Source organism: Sorangium sp. So ce1014 (genome assembly GCF_051521505.1).
GTDB lineage: Bacteria > Myxococcota_A > Polyangia > Polyangiales > Polyangiaceae > Sorangium.
Map to the genome: position 1 here is coordinate 11,050,423 of NZ_CP150356.1, position 18,450 is coordinate 11,068,872.

Genomic DNA, 18,450 nt, shown 5'->3' on the forward strand with positions numbered 1-18,450 from the left:
AAGAAATGAGGTGATGCGTTTGAACGAGACGGTCGTGCGGGGGGAGCTGGTCCACCACCCGGAGGCGCCTCGGCTCGCGGCCGAGGTGCGGCGGGTCCACGGGCGTTACGCCGACGAGGTCATCGCTCGCCACCGGCTCTGCCCGTTCATGCGCGACGCCGCAACCGGATTCGGACGCTTTTACGTCCTGATCGATCGCGAGCCCGTCCTGGAGACGGCGCTGGCGGCCGTGCTGGAGGCCGAGTCCGCGGTCGTCCACCTGGTTTTCCCGTGCATCCACACTCCGTCGCCCCAGTTCGAGCGGTTCGCGTCGCGCCTGGGTGAACAGCTGCGGCGGCTGCGCACCCCCGCGCCGGTGCTGGCCGCGTTCCACCCCGAGATGGCGGGGGACGAGAGCAACTCGCACCGGCTCGTCGGCCTCCTCCGGCACGCGCCGGACCCGTTCGTGCAAATGATTCCAGAGGGGTTGAACCATTCGGGGACCGTCCTCGCCGGGGCGGGCGTCGAGCCTGTGGCCGACCCTGCCGAGGACAACTACCGGCGCCTTCAAGGGGCTGGGATCGCCGAGGTCAAGGCCAGGCTCGCCGAGATCATGGAGGATCGCGACGCGAGCTATGCGCCCTTCCTCGAGCGGCTCGGGTTGACCCGCCCCGGCCCGCGCTTCGACCCCCCGTCTCGCTAGCGCTCGGGCGTCCGGCGCGCCGGCGGGCTCGGCCCGTCCGACCCGGCCCTCGCCTCGCGCTCGGCCATCAGCGGCATCAGATACGGGAAGCCGGCCGCCATCGTGTCGAGGTTGGGATCGATCTGGGCAGCCAGCCAGAAGAGGAGGACACAGGCGCGCTCGACGTAGAACCAGTCCTCGGGGTACTCGAACGAGCGCATCAGCTCCTGGAGCTCACCGCGCTCGAGCTCGGGATCGGCCAGCTTCTCCAGCTGCTCGGGGCGGGCGCGCATCAGCGCCGCCGGCGTGCGATCCCGGATCTTGAGCAGCTTCGCGAAATAGGCCTTCACGGTCCGCTCGAGCAGCGCGTCGTTGGCCCCGGGCGCGGCGAAGCCCATGCGCCGGAAGCCGCGCACGACCGCCGCGTCGTCCTGCGCGAAGATGCCCTTCAGGATGTCGAGCAGCCCGTCGATGAGCTCGTCCCGGGCCTCGCAGATCGCGCCGAAGTCGAGGACGACGAGGCGAAAGCCGCCGCCCTCCTCCGCGCTCCGCGCGGCGACGAGGAAGTTCCCCGGGTGCGGATCGGCGTGGAAGAAGCGATCCGCGAAGAGCATCTTGTAGAAGGCCTGCACGAGCCGGAGCGCCACGTCCGAGGGCGCCACGCCCGCGCTCCGCAGCGCGTCGAGGCGGGTGATCTTGATCCCCTCCATGAACGTCATCGTGAGCACGTCGCGCGTCGTGAGCTCGTGGATGACCTCCGGGAACGCGAGGCCCGCGTCCCCCTCGAAGTTCTCCGCCATCCGCTCCATGCACGCGGCCTCGTGCAGGTAGTCGGTCTCGCGGCGGAGCAGGTCGACGAGCGACTCGTGCACCCGCTCGATGCGCCCGACCGGGACGAACCGCTTGTAGACAAGGATGGCGAGGCGCAGGACGCGCAGATCGACGGCGATGATCCCGCGGATGCCCGGGTAGAGGAACTTCACCGCGACCTTGCGGCCGTCGCGGAGGCGCGCGACGTGGACCTGCCCCAGCGACGCGGCCGCGAGCGGCGCGCGCTCGATCGACGCGAACAGCTCGGTCGCCGTGCGACCGAAGCTCGCGCGCAGCGCGGCCTCGAGATCGCTGAAGGGGTGAGGCGGGACCTGGTCCTGGAGCTGCTCGAGCTCCTTGCCGTAGGCCCGAGGGAGGAAGCCGCCCATGATGGACAGCACCTGGCCGAGCTTGATGAAGACGCCCCGCAGCTTGAGCATGGCGCGCAGCAGGCGTCGGGCGTTGTTCTGATCGACGCGGGCGCGGCGGGCGGTGAGCCAGCCGGGCAGCTCACGCGCGGCGCGGCCGCGCCCGAGGCGCATCGCGAACACCCGCCCGAGCCCCAGCTGGATCAGGTAGCTCGTCAGGATGACCGAGAATGTAAACAGCGCGCGGAGGAGTCGGACGGCGAGCGTCATGTGCGGCAGAGCAGCCGCACCATGCTACCGCAGGGGCCGCGCGGGGCCAGCCATGCTCGCTCCCCGGGGACGATTGGATCCCGGAGAGGGGGCCGCCGCGGGCCTTCGCCGCGTCCAGGAGCCCTCCAGCGAGCCGGATCGGCTCAGGACAGCGAGTCCTTGATCGCCTTGATGGGGCGAGCGCGGACCGACTTGCTGGCCGGCTTGGCCGCGAACGTCATCGGCTGCTTGGTGAAGGGGTTGGTCCCCTCGCGCGCCTTGGTGGCGGGCTTCTTGATGACGCGGAACTTCGCGAAGCCGGGCATCGTGAAGATGCCGTTCTTCTTGAGCTCCTTGTACGCGATGTCGGTCAGCGCCTCGAGGATCGCCTTGACCTGCTTGCGCGAGACCTCGTTCTCGTTCGCCTCGACCACCGCGTTGATCAGCGCGCTCTTGCTGAGCGACGTGCTCTTCTTCCCGTCGGTTTTCTTCGCCGCCATGTTCATTCCTCCTGAGGTTTGTGCCTCTTGCGCGCCAAAGGAAACACAACGGCCGCCGCAGATCCAGTGTCGAATCATCGATCGGAGCTACAAAAAAAGGGGTTTCATGCCCCGGGGGGCGCGTCGCTCCGGCGGAAGGACCGCCGGGGGGCCCTGACGCGGGTCGCCAAAACCCCAGGAAAACGGCCGAGATCGCCCCTTCTTCAGGCCTCATGCGCCCGCCGCGAGGGCGGCCCGACGCCGGGCGCTCGGGGTAGGAGATCACCCGATCCCCTTCCGTTGAAGGCGATCCCGGTCGCGCGCGCACCCTCGTGGAGTCGAGCCTCCTCGGCCGACAGCCCTCCTCCACCCCGCCCCGCGCGCGCGATCGCGCCGCGCCGGCCCGCTGATACCGGGCCTGCCCGCGGCGCGTCAGGGGCCTAGCGGCGGCTCACCGCCGAGCCCGCGCCCCACTTCCGCTTGGTGGAGAGGCCGAGGATCGTCAGCGACTGCGGCGCCTGGGCGAACTCCATCACGTCGCCGAAGCCGACGTTCACCGCGTGGATCGGCCCGTCGAAGAAGAGCTTCGCGTCGTGCGTCTTGCTCCGCACGACGAGCGAGGAGCCCGGCTGGATCAGCGCGTGGCGGAAGCGGTACGCCTCGCCGTGGGGGGTGTAGGGCTCGCGCACGACGAGCTGGAGGCACTTCGACGTGAGCGGCAGGACGCGCCCGCCGGCGGAGCGCTGCGCGGCCGTGGAGCCGGCCGCGGGGCCGATCCAGAAGCCGCTCGACTTCTGCTCCTCTTCCGCCTTGCCGAGCCGGATCACGTAGCGCGACGTGGCCGCGGGGGAGATATGACAGAAGAGCGCGTCGTTCAGGACGCGCGCCGTGGCGAGCTTGTCGTTCACCGTGACCTGCATGCGGGCGAGCACGGCCCGGCGGAGCGAGCCGCGCAGCGCCTTCGCGATGGCGTCCGCCGCGTCGGCGCTCGTCGCGCCGCAGAAGAAGCCGACCGAGTGGCCCGGCGCGCTGTTGATGCCGAGGATCGGCACGTCGCCGACGTTGTGGGACGCGCTGAGGAGCGTCCCGTCGCCGCCGACCGTGATCACGAGGTCGAGCTCGCCCGCGTCGAAGGACTGCCCCGCGCCGGCGAGGACCTCGACGCGGACGCCGAGATCGTCGAGCGCCGCCTTGACCTCGCGCACCGTCTGCTCGTGCGCCTCGTGCGACGCCTTGAGGCGCGCGACGGCGGCGTCGCCGGCCTCGATGAGCCGCGTGATGCGCGGATCCTTCCGCTCCTCGCGGTAGATCCTCCAGGCAGAGCGCTTCACGACGAGCGCGACGCGGGGCGGACGTCGCTGCGCGGGCGCGAGAGGTTGTTCCGGCATCAGAGCTCCGCGAGGCGCCGGAGCGCCACCTCCGTCTTCGCGTCCTCGATCACGCCGCGCCGGGTGAGCTCGATCGCCTCGTCGAGCGGGACGGCCACGATGACGGCGGACCGCTCGAGCGGGGAGCCGTCCTCGAGGGGCGCGCCCTGGCGCGCAGGATCGACCTCGACGTGAAAGTAGAAGTGCCGCTCGCCCACCATGCCCGGCGTCGGGAACGACGATGGACCGAGCGGCTGGAGCTCCGACGGGGGCACGTCGAAGCCCACCTCTTCGAGCAGCTCGCGCGCGGCCGAGCGCTTCAGGCCCTCGGGGCTCCGCTCGTCGAGCTCGACGAGCCCGGCGGGCAGCTCCCAGAGCGCGCCGAGCGTCGGCGCCTCCGGGAACGGGCACACCTCGGGCGGCCGGGTCGCGGCCGGTGGCCGGAGCGCCGAGCGGAGATAGACATGACGGCGCCCGTCCGCGTCGCGGTAATGCGGGGCGATCACCACCGCATCGAGGCGCTCGCGATCGACGCTGTCGTAGGTGAACGGGTCGCTCAGCGAGCCGTCCGGGAACTCGACGCGGAACACCTGGCGTCGCACGTTGAGAAAACCAGGGCCGTCCAGCGAGGGGATCGTCCGGACCAGCCTGAGCGCGAGCTTCGGGAAGGGAGGTAGCCGCATGCGTCGAGGCGCAAAGCATAGCGCCAAACGACCGCCGATCGCGATGCGCCCGCGCCCCGATCGCGATGCGCGCCCGCCGGATGCGCCGACCTCACGCCGGGGCGCGCGCGGACCGCGGCGGCCCGGGTGAAGGTCCCCCGGCGAGCCCATGACGCATGGCGTGGCACGCAGGCGCCCGGAGGGCTTCAGCCAAGCATGCCCCGCGCCCTGGCGATCGCCTCGATCTCCGGGCGGCGCCGCTCGAGCTCCGGGACGTCCTTGACCGGAAGGAAGCGCGAGGCGAGCCCCTCGCGCGGCACGCGCAAGAACCGGGGCTCGAGCGCCGCCGTGACCTCGCCGAGGAGCCGCTCGAACTGGATGGCCCTCCGCTCCCCGATCTTCTTCTCGACCTCGACGTACGTCCACTCCATCGCGAGCGCGTCGAGCGCCGCGGCGCTGGCGATGAACGTGTTCGTGTTGAAGACCCGCACGACGTCCGGATCGAAGCCGCGGGGGAGGCGGAATTCCTCGGTGATGATGCGCTTTCCGTTCCACCGGACGGGTCCGCCGCCCCGGTCCGCGCCGACCTTGTCGACGACCTCGACCGTGAGCGGGTCGCCGTGGGCAAGGTGCCACCCGAGGAGGGCCGGATCGACGGTCGCGCCGAGGTTGTCGAGGTTGGCGATCCAGACCGTCTTGCCGCCGCGCTCGAGGAAGCGGGCGAGCAGGCCGCTCCGGCGGAGGGCGTCCGGCAGATCGCCGTGGCCGGTGGCGTAGACGCTCGGCTCGCCCTGCTCGTCGAGGAACAGCGAGCCCTCGGGCGTCAGGCGGAGCGAGACGTCCTGCTCGAAGGTGGCGCACCGCGCGCCGTCGAGGCGCGGGCCGAGGGCGTCGCGGATCGGCTGCTCGGTGGCCTCGCTCGTCATGAGCCAGAGCGGCACGTGGGCGCCGGGGCGGTTCGCCAGCCGCTCGAGGTGCGCGTTCTCGCCCAGCCGGAGGTCGAGGAACGTCCGGCCGGGGAGCGCCTCCACGAGCGCCTTGACCACGCCGCCCATCCGGGTCGCCATCCCGCCGGCGAGGACGCAGAGGGCCACCTCGCCCGCCGAGAGCGCAGCGAGCCCGCGTTCGCGCAGGCGCCCGTGCTCGGCCGTCCCCTCGGCCGGCGCCGCCGAGAGGTCGTCCGGGGCCGGCGGCTCGACGCGGCCGGGCAGCCGGTTGCGGGCGTCCCGCTCCACGCCGAGGGTCGCCGCCCACCGCACCAGGCGGGACCCGTCGAAGCCCCGGTCATGCAAGCGCTTCAGGAGAGGCGCAGGAAGAGAGGAGATCTGCTGTGCGAGGGACACCGATTTTCCAAAGCACGGCCAGAACGGCCCGGCAATACGGCACGCGGCCCCGCCCGCACGGACGCGGCCCCGGGCTCAGCGGAGCACGAGGACCCAGACGTCGTAGAGCGCGTGGGTCCAGACGGCCGGCGCGAAGCCGCGGAAGACGTAGATCCCCGTGAGCACGAGCCCGCACACCATGCGGAACACGAACGAGGGGAGATTCCAGGGATCGCCCATCGAGCCGACGTAGTGCCAGCCGGAGAAGACGGCGGCGGCCACGACCGCCCAGCCGACCAGCAGCACCGTCCCCTGGACCCCTCGGCCGAAGAGGAACTTGATCGCGAGCGCGCCCAGCCCGTAGAGGCCTGCCCGGAAGGCGATCTCCTCGTAGAAGCCGGCGCCGAGCGACATCACGACCCCGGTGAAGATGTCGCTGGAAGCCACGGGCGGGCCGAGCCGGAGGGAACCGACCACGTACGAGCCGGCGAAGCGCATCAGGATGGCGTAGAGCGCGCCCTCGGTGGCGAGCAGCGCGAAGCGCCTCGTCTGGAGGGCGTGGCCGCGGCCGAGGAGGGAGAGGACGAGGACGAACACGGCGCCGACGGCGACCGTGAGGCCCGCGTAGAGCGGGAGGCTGTGCTTGGCGAGCGCGCGGAGCTCGGCGGTGACCGGATCCGCCGCGTTGCGGATGGGGAGGAAGGCGACGCCGAGGTGGTAGAGGACGAAGATCGGCATCGTCAGCGCGAGGTCGGTCAGCGCATCGCTCTTCGCTGTGGGCTTGTCGCCGGACGGGGCCGCCGCCGGCCGGGCGAGCTCCGGCCCGGCGCCGAGCATCAGGACGGCCTCAGCCGATACACGATCACCAGCACCTCGGCGGACCACATGACGAGGTTCAGCACGAAGGGGGTGTCCCGGAGGATCTCCTGGGTGGGGCTCTCGGCCTTGCCGCTGCCGGCGACGAGCTGGAGGAACCGGATCACCCCGAAGAGCGGGTGGATCGTCGTCAGCCAGAGGTACGGGTTCTGGAAGAAGCGCTGCGTGTCGTGATCGAGCGTGTACGCGAGGTAGGTGGCGATGGTGGCGACGCCGGTCACGGCGAGCGCCGCCGTCAGGGCGCCGGGCGAGTAGGCGTCCAGCGCCGCGCGCTGCTTCGAGGCGTTGGCGGAAGCGAGCTCGTGGCGGCGCTTGCCGAAGCCGAGGAAGAGCGCGAGCAGGGCGGTGCAGGCGATCATGAAGCCGGAGAGCGGCGTCCTCGTCGCGAAGCCGCCGGCGAGCACGCGCAGCACGAAGAAGATCGCGATGCAGCCGACGTCGAGGTACGCGACCTTCTTGAGCCGGAACGAGTAGGCGACGTTGAGGATGTAGTAGCTGGCGGCGACAAGCGCGAAGAGCGGCGGGCCGAGCAAGCTGGCCCCGAGCGCGATGACCGCGAGGCCGACCGCCATCGCCTTGGCGACCGGGATCGGCACGCGCCCCGAGGCGATCGGCCGGAAACGCTTGACCGGGTGGACCCGGTCGGCCTCCGCGTCGACGATGTCGTTCAGGACGTAGACGGCGCCGGCGAGCAGGCAGAAGATCGCGAACGCCCCGATCGCGCTCGTGATGATCGAGGGGTGGGTCAGGTGCTTGGCGAACACCACCGGGGCGAGGACGAAGAGGTTCTTCACCCACTGGTGCGGGCGCATCGCCCGGATCATCCCGCGCACCCGCCAGAGCAGCGTCCCCTTCGGCGAGTCGGGCAGGAGGGGCGGCTGCGCGATCAGGCTGCCCGAAGGGGGCCCGCTCTCCGGCGGACGGGAGCTCGGCACCCCAGGACGAGAGCTCGGCACGCCGCTCCGCGGAGGCGACGATGTGGGCCTGCCGGCGGGGACGGAGCTCATCGCGACGGGTGAGGCGCCCTGCTCAGCCGGCGCCGGTTTGTCGAGCGCTCCGGCGTCCGGGCGAGCGTCGACGCCCGGCGTCTCTTGAGCAGGGAGGGCCGGAGCACTGCGGCGAAAAAGGGGACCCGGGGCGGTCACGGCGGCCGGAGCATACCCGGGCGCACCGGTCCCGGCCATTCCGCAGCAGGCAAAAGAGCAGGAACGTGGACGCTCAGAACCGAGCGGCGGCGACAGGCCCTGCCCCCCCCGCTCAGGCGACGACCCCGCAGCGAACGTGGCGCAGCGCACCGGGTCCCGCGGGCCGGCGGCGCGCGTCGGCGAATCCGAGTTCGCACCGGCCACGCCGGCTCGTGGAACGCCGTGGAACGCAAAATGCGCATCCGCGCAGGCTGGCCGTAACCTCGTGCTACCATCGCCCTTGATGACATCAGCGCTCTCGGTCGCGCGTGAAGCTTCGCCGATTCTTCTGAAGCTTCGCTCTGCCGTGGAGCAGGCCCTCGAAGGGAAGCCAGAGGCTGTCGAGCTGGCGCTCATCGCGCTGCTCGCCCGGGGCCATGTTCTCATCGAGGACGTGCCCGGCGTCGGCAAGACGACGCTGGCACGCGCGCTGGCGAAGGCCGTGGGGGGCGAGCTCCGTCGCGTTCAGTTCACCAGCGATCTCCTGCCGAGCGACGTCCTCGGGGTGAGCGTCTTCGATCAGCGGATCGGGCAGTTCGTCTTCCGCCAGGGGCCGATCTTCGCGAACGTCCTGCTCGCCGACGAGATCAACCGGGCGAGCCCGCGGACCCAGTCGGCGCTGCTCGAGGCGATGAACGAGGGTCAGGTGTCCATCGAGGGGACGGCGACGCCGCTGCCGGATCCGTTCTTCGTGCTCGCGACCCAGAACCCGCAGGATTTCGCCGGCACCTTTCCGTTGCCGGAGTCGCAGCTCGACCGGTTCATGGTGCGGATCCGGATCGGGTACCCGCCGCCGCAGGTGGAGATGCGGCTGCTCCTCCAGGGCGGCGAGCCCGATCGCGCGCGGAACGTGCCGCAGATCATCGATCCCGCCCAGCTCGTGGTGCTGCAGCGCGAGGTCGATCGCGTCGAGCTCGACTCGTCGCTCGCGACCTACCTGCAGGCGATCCTCGCGGCCACGCGATCGAGCCCGACCCTCTCGCTGGGCGCGTCGCCGCGCGCCGGCATGAACCTGGCCCGCGCGGCCCGGGGGCGCGCCGTCCTCTGCGGGCGCTCGTACTGTATTGCGGACGACATCCATGACCTCGCGGTCGCCGTACTGGCGCACCGGGTCCGGCTCTCGGCCCACGCGGAGGGCTACATGCCGACCCGCGACGAGTGCGAGGCGGCGGTGCGCGACCTCGTGGCTCGGGTGCCGGTCCCGCTCTGAGGGGGACGATGGGCGCGGAAGACCGGGAGCGGGGATCTCTCAGCGGCAGCTCCCGCGGCGCCGACCGTGCCGACGCCGCGGTGCGGAGCGCCGTCCGGCCGAGCCGGCCGAGGCGCGACCGGCCCCCGCTCGAGCAACGCCCGCTGCGGCCCCAGCGCGGGCAGGATGCGTCGTCGTGGGCGAAGGTCCTGTTCGCCCTGCGGCCGCCCCGGAAGCTCAAGTTCACCCGGGAGGGGAAGTACTACCTCGGGATCACGCTGGGCGTCGGCTTCGCGGCGATCAACACGGGCAACAACCTCCTCTACCTGCTGCTCGGGATGCTGCTGTCGCTGATCGTCGTCTCCGGCGTGATGAGCGACCTGTCGCTCCGGCACCTCACCGTCACCCGGCGGCTCCCGGCCCGCGCGCAGGTGGGCCGGGCGCACCTCGTCGAGATCGAGGTCTACAACCACAAGAAGCGCGTGCCGTCGTACGCGATCGAGGTCGAGGACCTGCGCGCCGGTCAGCCGGCCGATAAGCGCTGCTTCTTCCTGAAGATCAGCCCGGCCAGCGCGCAGGTAGCCGCCTACCGGCGGACGCCGGCGAAGCGCGGCCGCGACCGGCACACCGGGTTCCGCATCGCGACCCGCTTTCCCTTCGGGCTGTTCGAGAAATCGCGCGAGGTCGAGGCCGAGGGGGATCTCATCATCTATCCCGCCGTCGATCCGGTGCGGCTCCCGGTCGAGGAGGCGGGGCGGCGCGAGGGCGGCGCGAGCCTCAGCGGGCGCGGGGGCGGCGACGAGACCTTCGGGCTGCGGCCGATGCGCGACGGGGACGATCCGCGCGATATCTACTGGAAGAAGAGCACGATGCGCGACCAGCTGGTGCTGCGCGAGCGGACCCGGGAGACGCGGCCCGACGTGCAGATCGTCGTCGACACGGTGCGACCGACCGGCGAAGGCGACGGGTTCGCGCAGGCGTTCGAGCGCAGGATCCGCGAGGCCGCCTCGCGCGCCGTCGCCCACATCAAGCGCGGCGACGCCGTGGTCGTCGCGACGACGCTGGGCGAGCGGGTGCGCGGTGACCGCAACCTCGGCTCCGACGGGATCCTCAGGTTCCTCGCGCTGCTCGACGCGGTGGACGAGGCGCGGGTGTCGGAGCTCAGCGCCGAGCGCGCCGCCCGGACGTCCCTGCGGCAGGCCTCCAGCCCGGGCCCCACCAGCGGCGAGCGCCGCACCGGCACGCCGAGGACCGCCCCATGAGGTTCGGATTGGTGCACCGGGTCATGACCGACGCGCTCGCAGCGCTCGGCGTCATCGCCCTCGTCGCGAGCGGGCAGTTCAACCGCTATGTGAGCTGGGCCATCCTCATCGGCCTCGCGCTCGCGCTCGTCGTGCGCGAGTCCTGGCAGCGGCACCCGGCGCTCCGCCACCTCGACACGGGCGTCCTCCTGGTCGTCATCGCCGTCCAGGTGGTCCGCATCGTGGCCACCGACGCGAGCGTGCTCGACGTGCTCGTGGAGTTCGCCGCGGCGCTGCAGATCATCCGGCTCGCGACGCGCAAGGGGGCGGCGCACGACCAGCAGGTCATCGTGCTCGCGCTCTTGCACCTCATCGCCGGGACCGTCCTCGGCGGCGGCCTCGGCTACGGGCTGTGCTTCATCGGCGTGCTCGTCGTCGCCCCCGGCGCGCTCGTGCTCAGCCACCTGCGGCGCGAGGTCGAGGGCAACTACCGGCAGGGGGCGCGCGACCGGACCGGGCTGCCCGTGGACGTGCCGCGCATCCTGCGCTCCAGGCGGGTCGTCGGGCGCTCGTTCCTGGCCGTCACCTGCCTGCTCTCGATCCCGATCTTCGTCTTCACCGCGCTCCTGTTCGTCATCTTCCCGCGCGTCGGCCTCTCGCTGCTCCTGCTGAACCGCGGCCACACGGGGCGGATGATCGGCTTCTCGGGCAAGGTCGACCTGGGCGCGGTCGGCGTGCTGCGCAGCGATCCCAAGCTGGCCATGCGGGTCGAGATCCCCGAGCTCCCGGAGCCGCCGCCGCCGCGCCTCACCATGCACCTGCGCGGCACCGCGCTCGACGCGTACGACGGCCGCACCTGGACCCAGAGCGAGACGTTCAAGCGCCCGACCGAGAGCGACGGGGGGCTCGTGCCGCTCGAGCGGTACCCGGACCCGGCGGTCGATCCGGTGATGCGCATCGATCTGGAGCCGATCGATCCGCCCGTGATCTTCCTCCCGCCGAACGCGACGGGGCTCCGGTTCAAGAACCGCGGGCAGCTCGGGGTCGACGCGGGCGCGCTGGCCCACCGCGGGCCCGAGGGCGAGTTCAGGTACCAGCCCCTGGACGACCGTGGGCTCGTCTACGACGTCTTCCTGTCGCGGAAGCGGTCGCCGACGTTCCAGCGCCTCCCGGGGGGCGAGCGACGGCGCTACCTGGAGCTCCCCAGGGACCTGCCGCCGCGCGTCGTCGCGCTCGCCCAGCAGTGGACGCAGGGCTTGGAGCGCCCGGCCGACCAGGCGCGGGCGATCCAGGAGCGCCTGCGCGCGGAGTACCGGTACGATCTCGCGTCGCCCTCAGGGGCGGACCCGCATCCGCTCGATCACTTCCTGTTCGAGTCGAAGCGCGGGCACTGCGAGTTCTACTCGACGGCGATGGCGATCCTGCTGCGCGCGGTGGATGTGCCGACGCGCAACGTGACCGGCTTCGTCGGCGGCACCTACAACCGCTTCGGGCGGTTCTATGCGGTGCGCCAGGGCGACGCGCACTCGTGGGTCGAGGTGTACCTCGACGGCGAGGGGTGGCAGACGTTCGACCCGACGCCGCCGGCCGACTCGGCGCCGAAGAGCGAGCTGGTCGGGGTCTGGGCGTACCTCCGCGACTTCATCGAGGCGACGAGCCAGCGCTGGGACAGGCACATCGTCGGCTACGACCTGAACCAGCAGGTGAGCCTGCTCCAGACGCTCACGTCGCGCTACCGGAGGTCCAGCTCGAGCGGCGATGTCGCGCTGTCGCGCCCGCGGCTCCTCGCCGTCGCCGCCGTCGCGCTCGCGCTGGGCGGCGGCCTGCTCTACTGGCGCTTCCGCCGCGGGCGCCGCGGGCGCGAGGAGTCGCGCGGGGACGGGGGGCGGACCCCGAGCGCGATCCTGGCGATCGCGCTCTACGAGAGCCTGGAGGCCGCCATGCTCGCGCAGGGCGTGCCGCGCCCGCCCAGCATGCCGCCGCTGCGCCACGCCGAGGCGCTGGAGCTCACGGACCACCCGCTGGCGCGCGAGATCCTGCTGCTCACGCAGGTCTACCTGCGCGCCCGCTTCGGCGGGGCGAAGCTCACCGAGGACGACAGCCGCGACTTCGAGCGCCGGGTCAAGGCGCTGCGCCTGGCCGATCGCCGCGCGCTCTCGGCGAGCGACCTCGGGCTCCACGCGTCGCCCTGATCGCGGCCGGGACGCCTGCGCTCAGCGGCGCCGCACGGGGCGCTTCGCGATGAACGCCTGGCGGATGCCGGTGACGGCGCGGCGGCTCGGACCGCCGGAGACGAACGGGTCCCCGGGGGCGAGCTCGCCCAGCCGATCCATGAACGACTGCGCCACGACGCGCTCGCCCAGCAGGCTGACGACGTTCGACTGGCCCCGCATCGTGGACGCGAGGACGGCCGCCGTCGACGTGTCCGGCACCGCGGCGACCGAGAGCGACTCCAGCACCCGCCGGATCGGCACGATCGACTGCACGGTCGCCAGCTTGCGATCCGAGGCGCCGAGCGGCTGCGGGGCGTACTCGAGCCAGATCCCGGCGACGTTCAGGTGGCCGAGGAGCTTCTTCGACCAGCTCGGATCGAGCTCCACGTAGAGGGGCCGGACGTCGGCCAGCGTCGAGAGAGCGAACTCGCTGGGCTCGCCCGCGAGCGCGAAGTCGCGCAGGAGCGGCGCGAGCTTGCGCTCGTCGGCGAGCAGGCTCGCCGCGACCTGGCCGCGATCGAGCAGCGGGATCGGGACCACGACGACGTCCGGCCGCTCGCCGCGCGTGATCCGCGCCGCCCAGACCCGCCACGCGATCGCCGGCGATCGCACGAGGATCGCGGAGCTGGGATCGAGGCTCCCGTACGCCTCGTCGGTCCAGACCTCGGCGGCCGTCTGCTCGCTCCGGTCGGCGGCGAAGCCTGCCTCCTCGCTCGTCAGCGCGACGAGCGTCAGCTGGAAGACGACGAGCAGCACGGCGCCGCTCCGCGAGAACGGCACGCGCGTGTCGAGCAGCGCCCGGACCGCCGCGTGCGCGCCGAGCGCCGAGCCGACCGCGATCGCCGCGACCGCGAGCGAGCGCAGCGGGGTGAGCGGATCCGCGGAGAGCACGCCGGCCGCGCGCGCGGGCAGGAGGGTGTCGAGCGCGAGCAGCACGAGGAACGGCGCGACGAGCCACCGCGCGCGCGGGCGCAGGAGCGAGAGCGCGAGCCCGGCCGCGGCGATGAGCAGGGAGACGACGCCGATCTCGCGGCTCCACGCGGCGAGCGCCGTGGTGCGCGCGCTCGCGACGTCGAGGGCAGCGAGGCTCCCGGTCGTGAGCGCGCGGCCGATGTCGGTCCAGGCGCGCGGCGCGAGCGGCCGGAGCACGAGCGGCGCGAGCAGGAGCGCGGCCGTGAGCACCCCCGCGCCGGCGGCGGCGCCCAGCATGCGCCGCGGCGGGCCGCCGGCGGCCTGTGCCATGGCGGAGGGACCGCCGAGGCCACGGCGGGCGAGGAACATCGCGTACGACGCCGCCAGCGCGGCGAGGCCCGCGGGCGGGCTCTCGGCGAACGTGGCCCCGAGGAGCGCGCCGAGCCCGATCCACGCGCGCCCCGCGTGCCGCGCCTGCTCGGCGCAGATCGACGCGAGCGCGATCGTCACGAGCGCGCAGCAGGTGGCGAGCATGGCGCCGCCGCCGACCGTCGCCTCCCGCTGCCAGGTGGGCGACAGCGCCGCCGTGAGGACGGCGATCGCCGACAGCACGGAGGCGAGCCGCGGGCTCACGGCGCCGCCGGGCGCGCCCGGCGCCGATCGCGCCGCGGCGGGGGTCGCGTCGGCCGCGCCGCCGCGGAGCTTGCGGAGGAGCGAGAGCCCCGGGAGGGGCGCTGGCTGCGCGGACTCCAGCAGGAGCCGGCGGACCATCTCGTAGAGCAGGCGCGAGGCGATCGCGAGCGCGAGCGCCGACCCGAGGGCGGTGCGGAAGGTGCGAGGCCCCAGCGGGAGCAGGCTCAGCGCCTGCGAGAGCGCCGTCGAGAGGCCGCCGCCCACCCCGACCGCGACGAGGCCGAGGTCCCGGACGGCCGTGAGATCTTCACGCCACTGCCCTGACGACGCGGCGCGGGCCAGCGAGAGCCCGAAGGGCAGCGCGGCCGACACGAAGGCGAGCGACCGATCGAGCCAGCAGCGTTTCTCCTCGGAGCTCACCGGGCGGCCATGCCAGATCGGCCGCGCGCGGGCCAAGTTCCGGCGCGCGGCCCGGCCGCGCCGCGGCGGCGGTGCGCGGCCCGGCCGCGCGTCGGCGGCGCGCGGGGCCGATCCGTGCGCGCGGGGCGCGATCATACGGAGAGGCGGGCAACGTCGACCTGGGCTAGAGTCGCCGCTTCCCACGGAAACTCGGAGGTCGGCTCGTGTCCCGTTTCATCGATGAGCTCAAGAGGACGCACCGCTGCGGCGATCTGCGCACGGCGGACATCGGCAAGGAGGTCATCCTCTTCGGCTGGGTGGCGCATCGCCGCGATTTCGGCGGCTGCGTGTTCATCGACCTGCGCGATCGCGAAGGCATCACGCAGGTCGTCTTCGACGCCGGCTACGACGCGGGGTCGGTGAAGCGCGCGCCGGCGCTCGAGGGGTCGGGCGAGCCCTACTCGACGCCGGAGCAGCTCACCGCGTCGCTGAAGCTGGCCGAGACGGTGCGCCGCGAGTGGGTCATCGGCGTGCGCGGCGTCGTCGTCCACCGGGGCGAGCAGAACGTGAACCCGAAGCTCGCGACCGGCGAGGTCGAGGTGCGCGTGGCCGAGGCCGTGGCCTTCAACCGCGCCGACAACCCTCCCTTCTCGATCGAGGACGACATCCGAACCGACGAGGAGATCCGGCTCCAGTACCGGTACCTCGACCTCCGCCGGACCCCGCTCCAGCGGGCGCTGCGGATGCGCCACGAGGTCAACCGGACGACGCGGAACTACCTGTCGGACCAGGGCTGCCTCGAGCTCGAGACGCCCTTCCTCGTGAAGTACACGCCGGGCGGGGCGCGCAACTTCCTCGTCCCCTCGCGGATCGCGGCCGGCAAGTTCTACGCGCTCGCCGAGAGCCCGCAGCTCTACAAGCAGCTCTTCATGGTCGCGGGCTTCGACCGCTACTTCCAGATCGTGAAGTGCTTCCGGGACGAGGACCTGCGCATCGACCGGCAGCCGGAGTTCACCCAGATCGACGTCGAGCTGTCGTTCGTGAACCAGGACGACGTCTTCCGCCTGATCGAGGGGCTCGTCTTCGCGGTGTTCAAGACCGCCCTCGGCAAGGACCTCGCCGAGCTCTACCCGACGGGCCGCTTCCCGCAGATGCCGTACGCCGAGTCGATGGCCCGCTTCGGCAACGACAAGCCCGACCTCCGCTTCGGGATCGAGCACACCGACCTCACCGAGCTCATCATCGAGCAGGGCGGCGGCGGCGTGCCCTTCTGGGTGGAGCTGGCCGAGAAATTCCGGTCGGGCAAGCTGCGGCGCGACCTGCCGGCCGAGATCGTGAAGGGGCTCGTCATCCCGGCGAGCGCCAATCTGTCCCGGCAGCAGACCGAGGAGCTCGAGCGCGGGCTCCGCGACGTGAAGGGCTTCCGGGGGCTCGCGCGCGCCAAGCTCGCCGAGGACGGCTCCTGGACGCAGTCTCCCCTCTCGAAGTCGATCACGCCGGAGCTCCGGCAGAAGCTGAACGCGGCGCTCGGCGCCAAGCCGGGCGACATCCTCTGCTTCCAGTTCGGCAACGCCGCGGTGGTGCACACCGTGATGGCGAAGCTCCGCGTCGACGTCGCCAAGAAGATCGGGCTCATCCCGGAGTACGGGCATGGCGACCAGTGGCGGTTCCTCTGGGTGACGAACCCACCCCTGTTCGATTACGACGACGACACGGGGCGCTGGTCCGCCGCGCACCACGCGTTCACGCGGCCCATCGACGAGCACGTGGCGCTGCTCGAGAGCGATCCGGCGCGGGTCGAGTGCTATCGTTACGATCTCGTGCTGAACGGGTTCGAGGTCGGCGGCGGCTCGATCCGGCTGCACGACCCCGACGTGCAGGCGCGCGTCTTCCAGACGCTGGGCATCGACGAGCGCGACGCGCGCGACAAGTTCGGCTTCCTCCTGGACGCGCTCCGCAGCGGCGCGCCGCCGCATGGCGGCATCGCGCTCGGCATGGATCGGTTCGCGATGCTGCTCAGCGGCGCGCCGACGCTGCGGGACGTGATCCCGTTCCCGAAGACCAACCAGGGCACCGACCAGATGACCGGCGCGCCCGTGCTCGTCGACGCCGCGCAGCTCGCCGAGGTGCACGTGAAGGCGGTCGCGCCCGCGGACCCCCGACCGGGGGCGACGGGCACCGGCAGCGCCGGCGCCTGATGCCGGGCCGGGGGACGCGAGCGCGCTCCGATGCGTCGACGGCGGCGCTCCGGCGCGCCGCCGCCACCGCGCTCGCCGGGCGCCGCCTCGCCCCGGGGCCGCCGCGCCCCTTGGCCTTTATGTTTGCCGGCCGCGCACTTCTGGTAGGGTAGGGCCTGTATCCTTCACCATGGCCTCCCCGGCGCGCGTCCTCGTTGTAGATGACAGCCCGACCATCCTGAAGGTCGTCAGCGCCATCCTGGCGCGCAACGGGTTCGACCCGACCGTGGCGCGCGACGGGCTCGCGGGGATCGAGCTCATCAAGAAGGGGCCGAAATACGACCTCGTCCTCCTCGATTTCGTGATGCCGAGGATGAACGGCTACGCCTTCTGCCGGGAGCTGCGGTCGAACCCGTTGCACCGCACGGTCCCCGTCGTCCTGATGAGCGCCAAGGGCGACAAGATCCGGGGGCAGTTCGTCCAGCAGACCGGCGCCGTCGACGCGATCACCAAGCCGTTCGACGCGCGCGCGCTGGTCGCGGTGATCGAGGGCGCGCTCGCGAAGACGGCGGAGGGGCGCGCGCGGCCCGTGCCCGAGGGCGCGAAGATGCCCGACGAGGACATGATCGTCGAGAGCGTGCGGCCGAGCCTCCTCGCCCGGAACATGCGCCAGCGCACCGGGGTCGACCTCGCGCAGCAGCTGGCGACGGTGATGACGCCGGCGATCATGAGCCTGTCGCCCGAGTCGCGGACGAACGAGGCGGCCGTGATGCAGGCGGTCGCCCGCGTGATGACGAACGAGGTGGTCTCCGGGCTGACCCTGACGCTCCGCGACCTCGACACGCCCCCGGAGGCGAAGGAGGTGATGAGCGGCGACGTCGCGGCGATCCCGCTCGCCGAGATCCTCCAGCTGCTCCAGATGCAGCGGCAGACGGGCGTGCTCCGGGTGGCCACGAATCGCGCGTCGGTCACGATCTCCATCCGCCAGGGGCTCATCGATCTCGTGCAGGCGCGCAACTCGTCGGACGAGTTCAAGCTCGGGCGCTACTTCATCGAGCGCGGGCTCGTGACGCGGGAGCGGCTCGAGGCGCTGCTCCGCGTGAAGATGCCGCAGACGCTGCTCGGCCAGGTGCTCGTCGAGGCGGACGTCGCGACGAACGACGATCTCATCGCCGTGCTGGAGCGCCAGTCGAGCGAGCTGATCTACGAGGTGCTGCGCTGGCCCTACGGGCGCTTCTCGTTCACGCGCGAGCCGTTCCGCCCCGAGGTCGAGCAGGCGCGCCTCGGCCTCACCGTCTCCGCGCTGGTGCTCGAGGGGTTCCGGCGCGTCGACGAGTGGCGGCTCATGGAGGGGACGATCAACTTCGACCAGGTGGTGGTCGTGGACCAGGTCGCGCTCGACGGCGTGGGCTCGGGCAAGCTGACGCGCATCGAGGAGCTCGTGCTCGGGGCGGTCAACGGCTCGCGCACGGTGAACGAGGTGATCAAGGAGAGCGCGGTCGGCTCGTTCGACGCGATCAAGACGATCTACCAGTTCCTGCAGTCGCGGGTGCTGAGGACCCGGGCCGCCTGAGGCGAGCGCCGACGGCGGGGCGACGCGCGCGCGGCGCATCTGGACGACGCGCGCACCACATCCGGACGGCACACGCGACGCGCAGCGCGCTCTGACGAGGCCCCGCGGCGCGGGTCGCCTGCGCCGGCCTTCCGC

At 72.4% G+C, this 18,450-nt stretch carries 14 protein-coding genes; 6 read left to right on the forward strand and 8 right to left on the reverse strand.

All coding sequences use genetic code 11. The features are described from left to right. The first annotated feature begins 13 nt into the window (after window positions 1-13). Entirely contained in the window at window positions 14-682 is a 669-nt protein-coding gene (locus WME75_RS42005) for a hypothetical protein (RefSeq protein ID WP_437482917.1), read from the forward strand. Here WME75_RS42005 and WME75_RS42010 read toward each other — a convergent pair. From WME75_RS42010 to WME75_RS42040, 7 genes are all read right to left on the reverse strand, one after another. Further along, window positions 679-2,109 carry an ABC1 kinase family protein gene (locus WME75_RS42010; RefSeq protein WP_437482920.1) on the reverse strand — a complete coding sequence of 477 codons (1,431 nt, stop codon included), beginning with the start codon at window positions 2,107-2,109 and terminating at the stop codon, window positions 679-681. The two genes, WME75_RS42005 and WME75_RS42010, sit on opposite strands and share 4 nt — an antisense overlap. A 143-nt stretch (window positions 2,110-2,252) precedes the next feature. Then, window positions 2,253-2,588 (reverse strand): HU family DNA-binding protein, encoded by a 336-nt coding sequence (locus WME75_RS42015; RefSeq protein WP_437482923.1) that lies wholly within the window; start codon window positions 2,586-2,588, stop codon window positions 2,253-2,255. A gap of 419 nt (window positions 2,589-3,007) precedes the next feature. Continuing rightward, a complete protein-coding gene (locus WME75_RS42020) occupies window positions 3,008-3,955 on the reverse strand; it encodes an NAD(+)/NADH kinase (RefSeq protein ID WP_437482925.1) in 948 nt (315 codons plus the stop codon). Further along, window positions 3,955-4,617 (reverse strand): NUDIX hydrolase, encoded by a 663-nt coding sequence (locus WME75_RS42025; protein WP_437482928.1) that lies wholly within the window; start codon window positions 4,615-4,617, stop codon window positions 3,955-3,957. Before WME75_RS42025 ends, WME75_RS42020 begins: the two co-directional genes overlap by 1 nt. 185 nt (window positions 4,618-4,802) lie before the next feature. After that, on the reverse strand, window positions 4,803-5,939 hold the full coding sequence (locus WME75_RS42030; protein WP_437482930.1) for a UTP--glucose-1-phosphate uridylyltransferase: 1,137 nt from the start codon (window positions 5,937-5,939) through the stop codon (window positions 4,803-4,805). A 75-nt stretch (window positions 5,940-6,014) separates the two neighbouring features. Next, window positions 6,015-6,755, reverse strand: a complete 741-nt coding sequence (locus WME75_RS42035; protein ID WP_437482933.1) for a CPBP family glutamic-type intramembrane protease — start codon at window positions 6,753-6,755, stop codon at window positions 6,015-6,017. Continuing rightward, the gene (locus tag WME75_RS42040) at window positions 6,755-7,729 is read right to left on the reverse strand and encodes a decaprenyl-phosphate phosphoribosyltransferase (RefSeq protein ID WP_437482936.1); all 975 of its coding nucleotides are present in this window, start codon (window positions 7,727-7,729) and stop codon (window positions 6,755-6,757) included. Before WME75_RS42040 ends, WME75_RS42035 begins: the two co-directional genes overlap by 1 nt. A gap of 493 nt (window positions 7,730-8,222) precedes the next feature. Here WME75_RS42040 and WME75_RS42045 point away from each other — a divergent pair, with 493 nt between their 5' ends. The 3 genes from WME75_RS42045 to WME75_RS42055 are packed head-to-tail and all read left to right on the forward strand — an operon-like array spanning window position 8,223 to window position 12,600. Further along, the gene (locus tag WME75_RS42045; protein WP_437482939.1) at window positions 8,223-9,188 is read left to right on the forward strand and encodes an AAA family ATPase; all 966 of its coding nucleotides are present in this window, start codon (window positions 8,223-8,225) and stop codon (window positions 9,186-9,188) included. Window positions 9,189-9,196: 8 nt separating this feature from the next. After that, window positions 9,197-10,429: a DUF58 domain-containing protein gene (locus WME75_RS42050; protein ID WP_437482942.1), complete on the forward strand. Its 1,233-nt coding sequence runs from the start codon at window positions 9,197-9,199 to the stop codon at window positions 10,427-10,429. After that, a complete protein-coding gene (locus WME75_RS42055) occupies window positions 10,426-12,600 on the forward strand; it encodes a transglutaminase TgpA family protein (RefSeq protein ID WP_437482945.1) in 2,175 nt (724 codons plus the stop codon). Before WME75_RS42050 ends, WME75_RS42055 begins: the two co-directional genes overlap by 4 nt. A gap of 21 nt (window positions 12,601-12,621) precedes the next feature. On the opposite strand, the gene WME75_RS42060 is transcribed toward WME75_RS42055, so the two are convergent. Then, a complete protein-coding gene (locus WME75_RS42060) occupies window positions 12,622-14,586 on the reverse strand; it encodes a hypothetical protein (protein WP_437482948.1) in 1,965 nt (654 codons plus the stop codon). Window positions 14,587-14,789: 203 nt separating this feature from the next. Between WME75_RS42060 and aspS the strand changes: the two genes are divergently transcribed. Beyond that, window positions 14,790-16,763, forward strand: coding sequence for an aspartate--tRNA ligase (aspS, locus tag WME75_RS42065; protein ID WP_437482951.1), 1,974 nt, complete (start codon window positions 14,790-14,792; stop codon window positions 16,761-16,763). A 169-nt stretch (window positions 16,764-16,932) separates the two neighbouring features. Beyond that, entirely contained in the window at window positions 16,933-18,315 is a 1,383-nt protein-coding gene (locus WME75_RS42070; RefSeq protein WP_437482954.1) for a DUF4388 domain-containing protein, read from the forward strand. Window positions 18,316-18,450 lie beyond the last annotated feature (135 nt).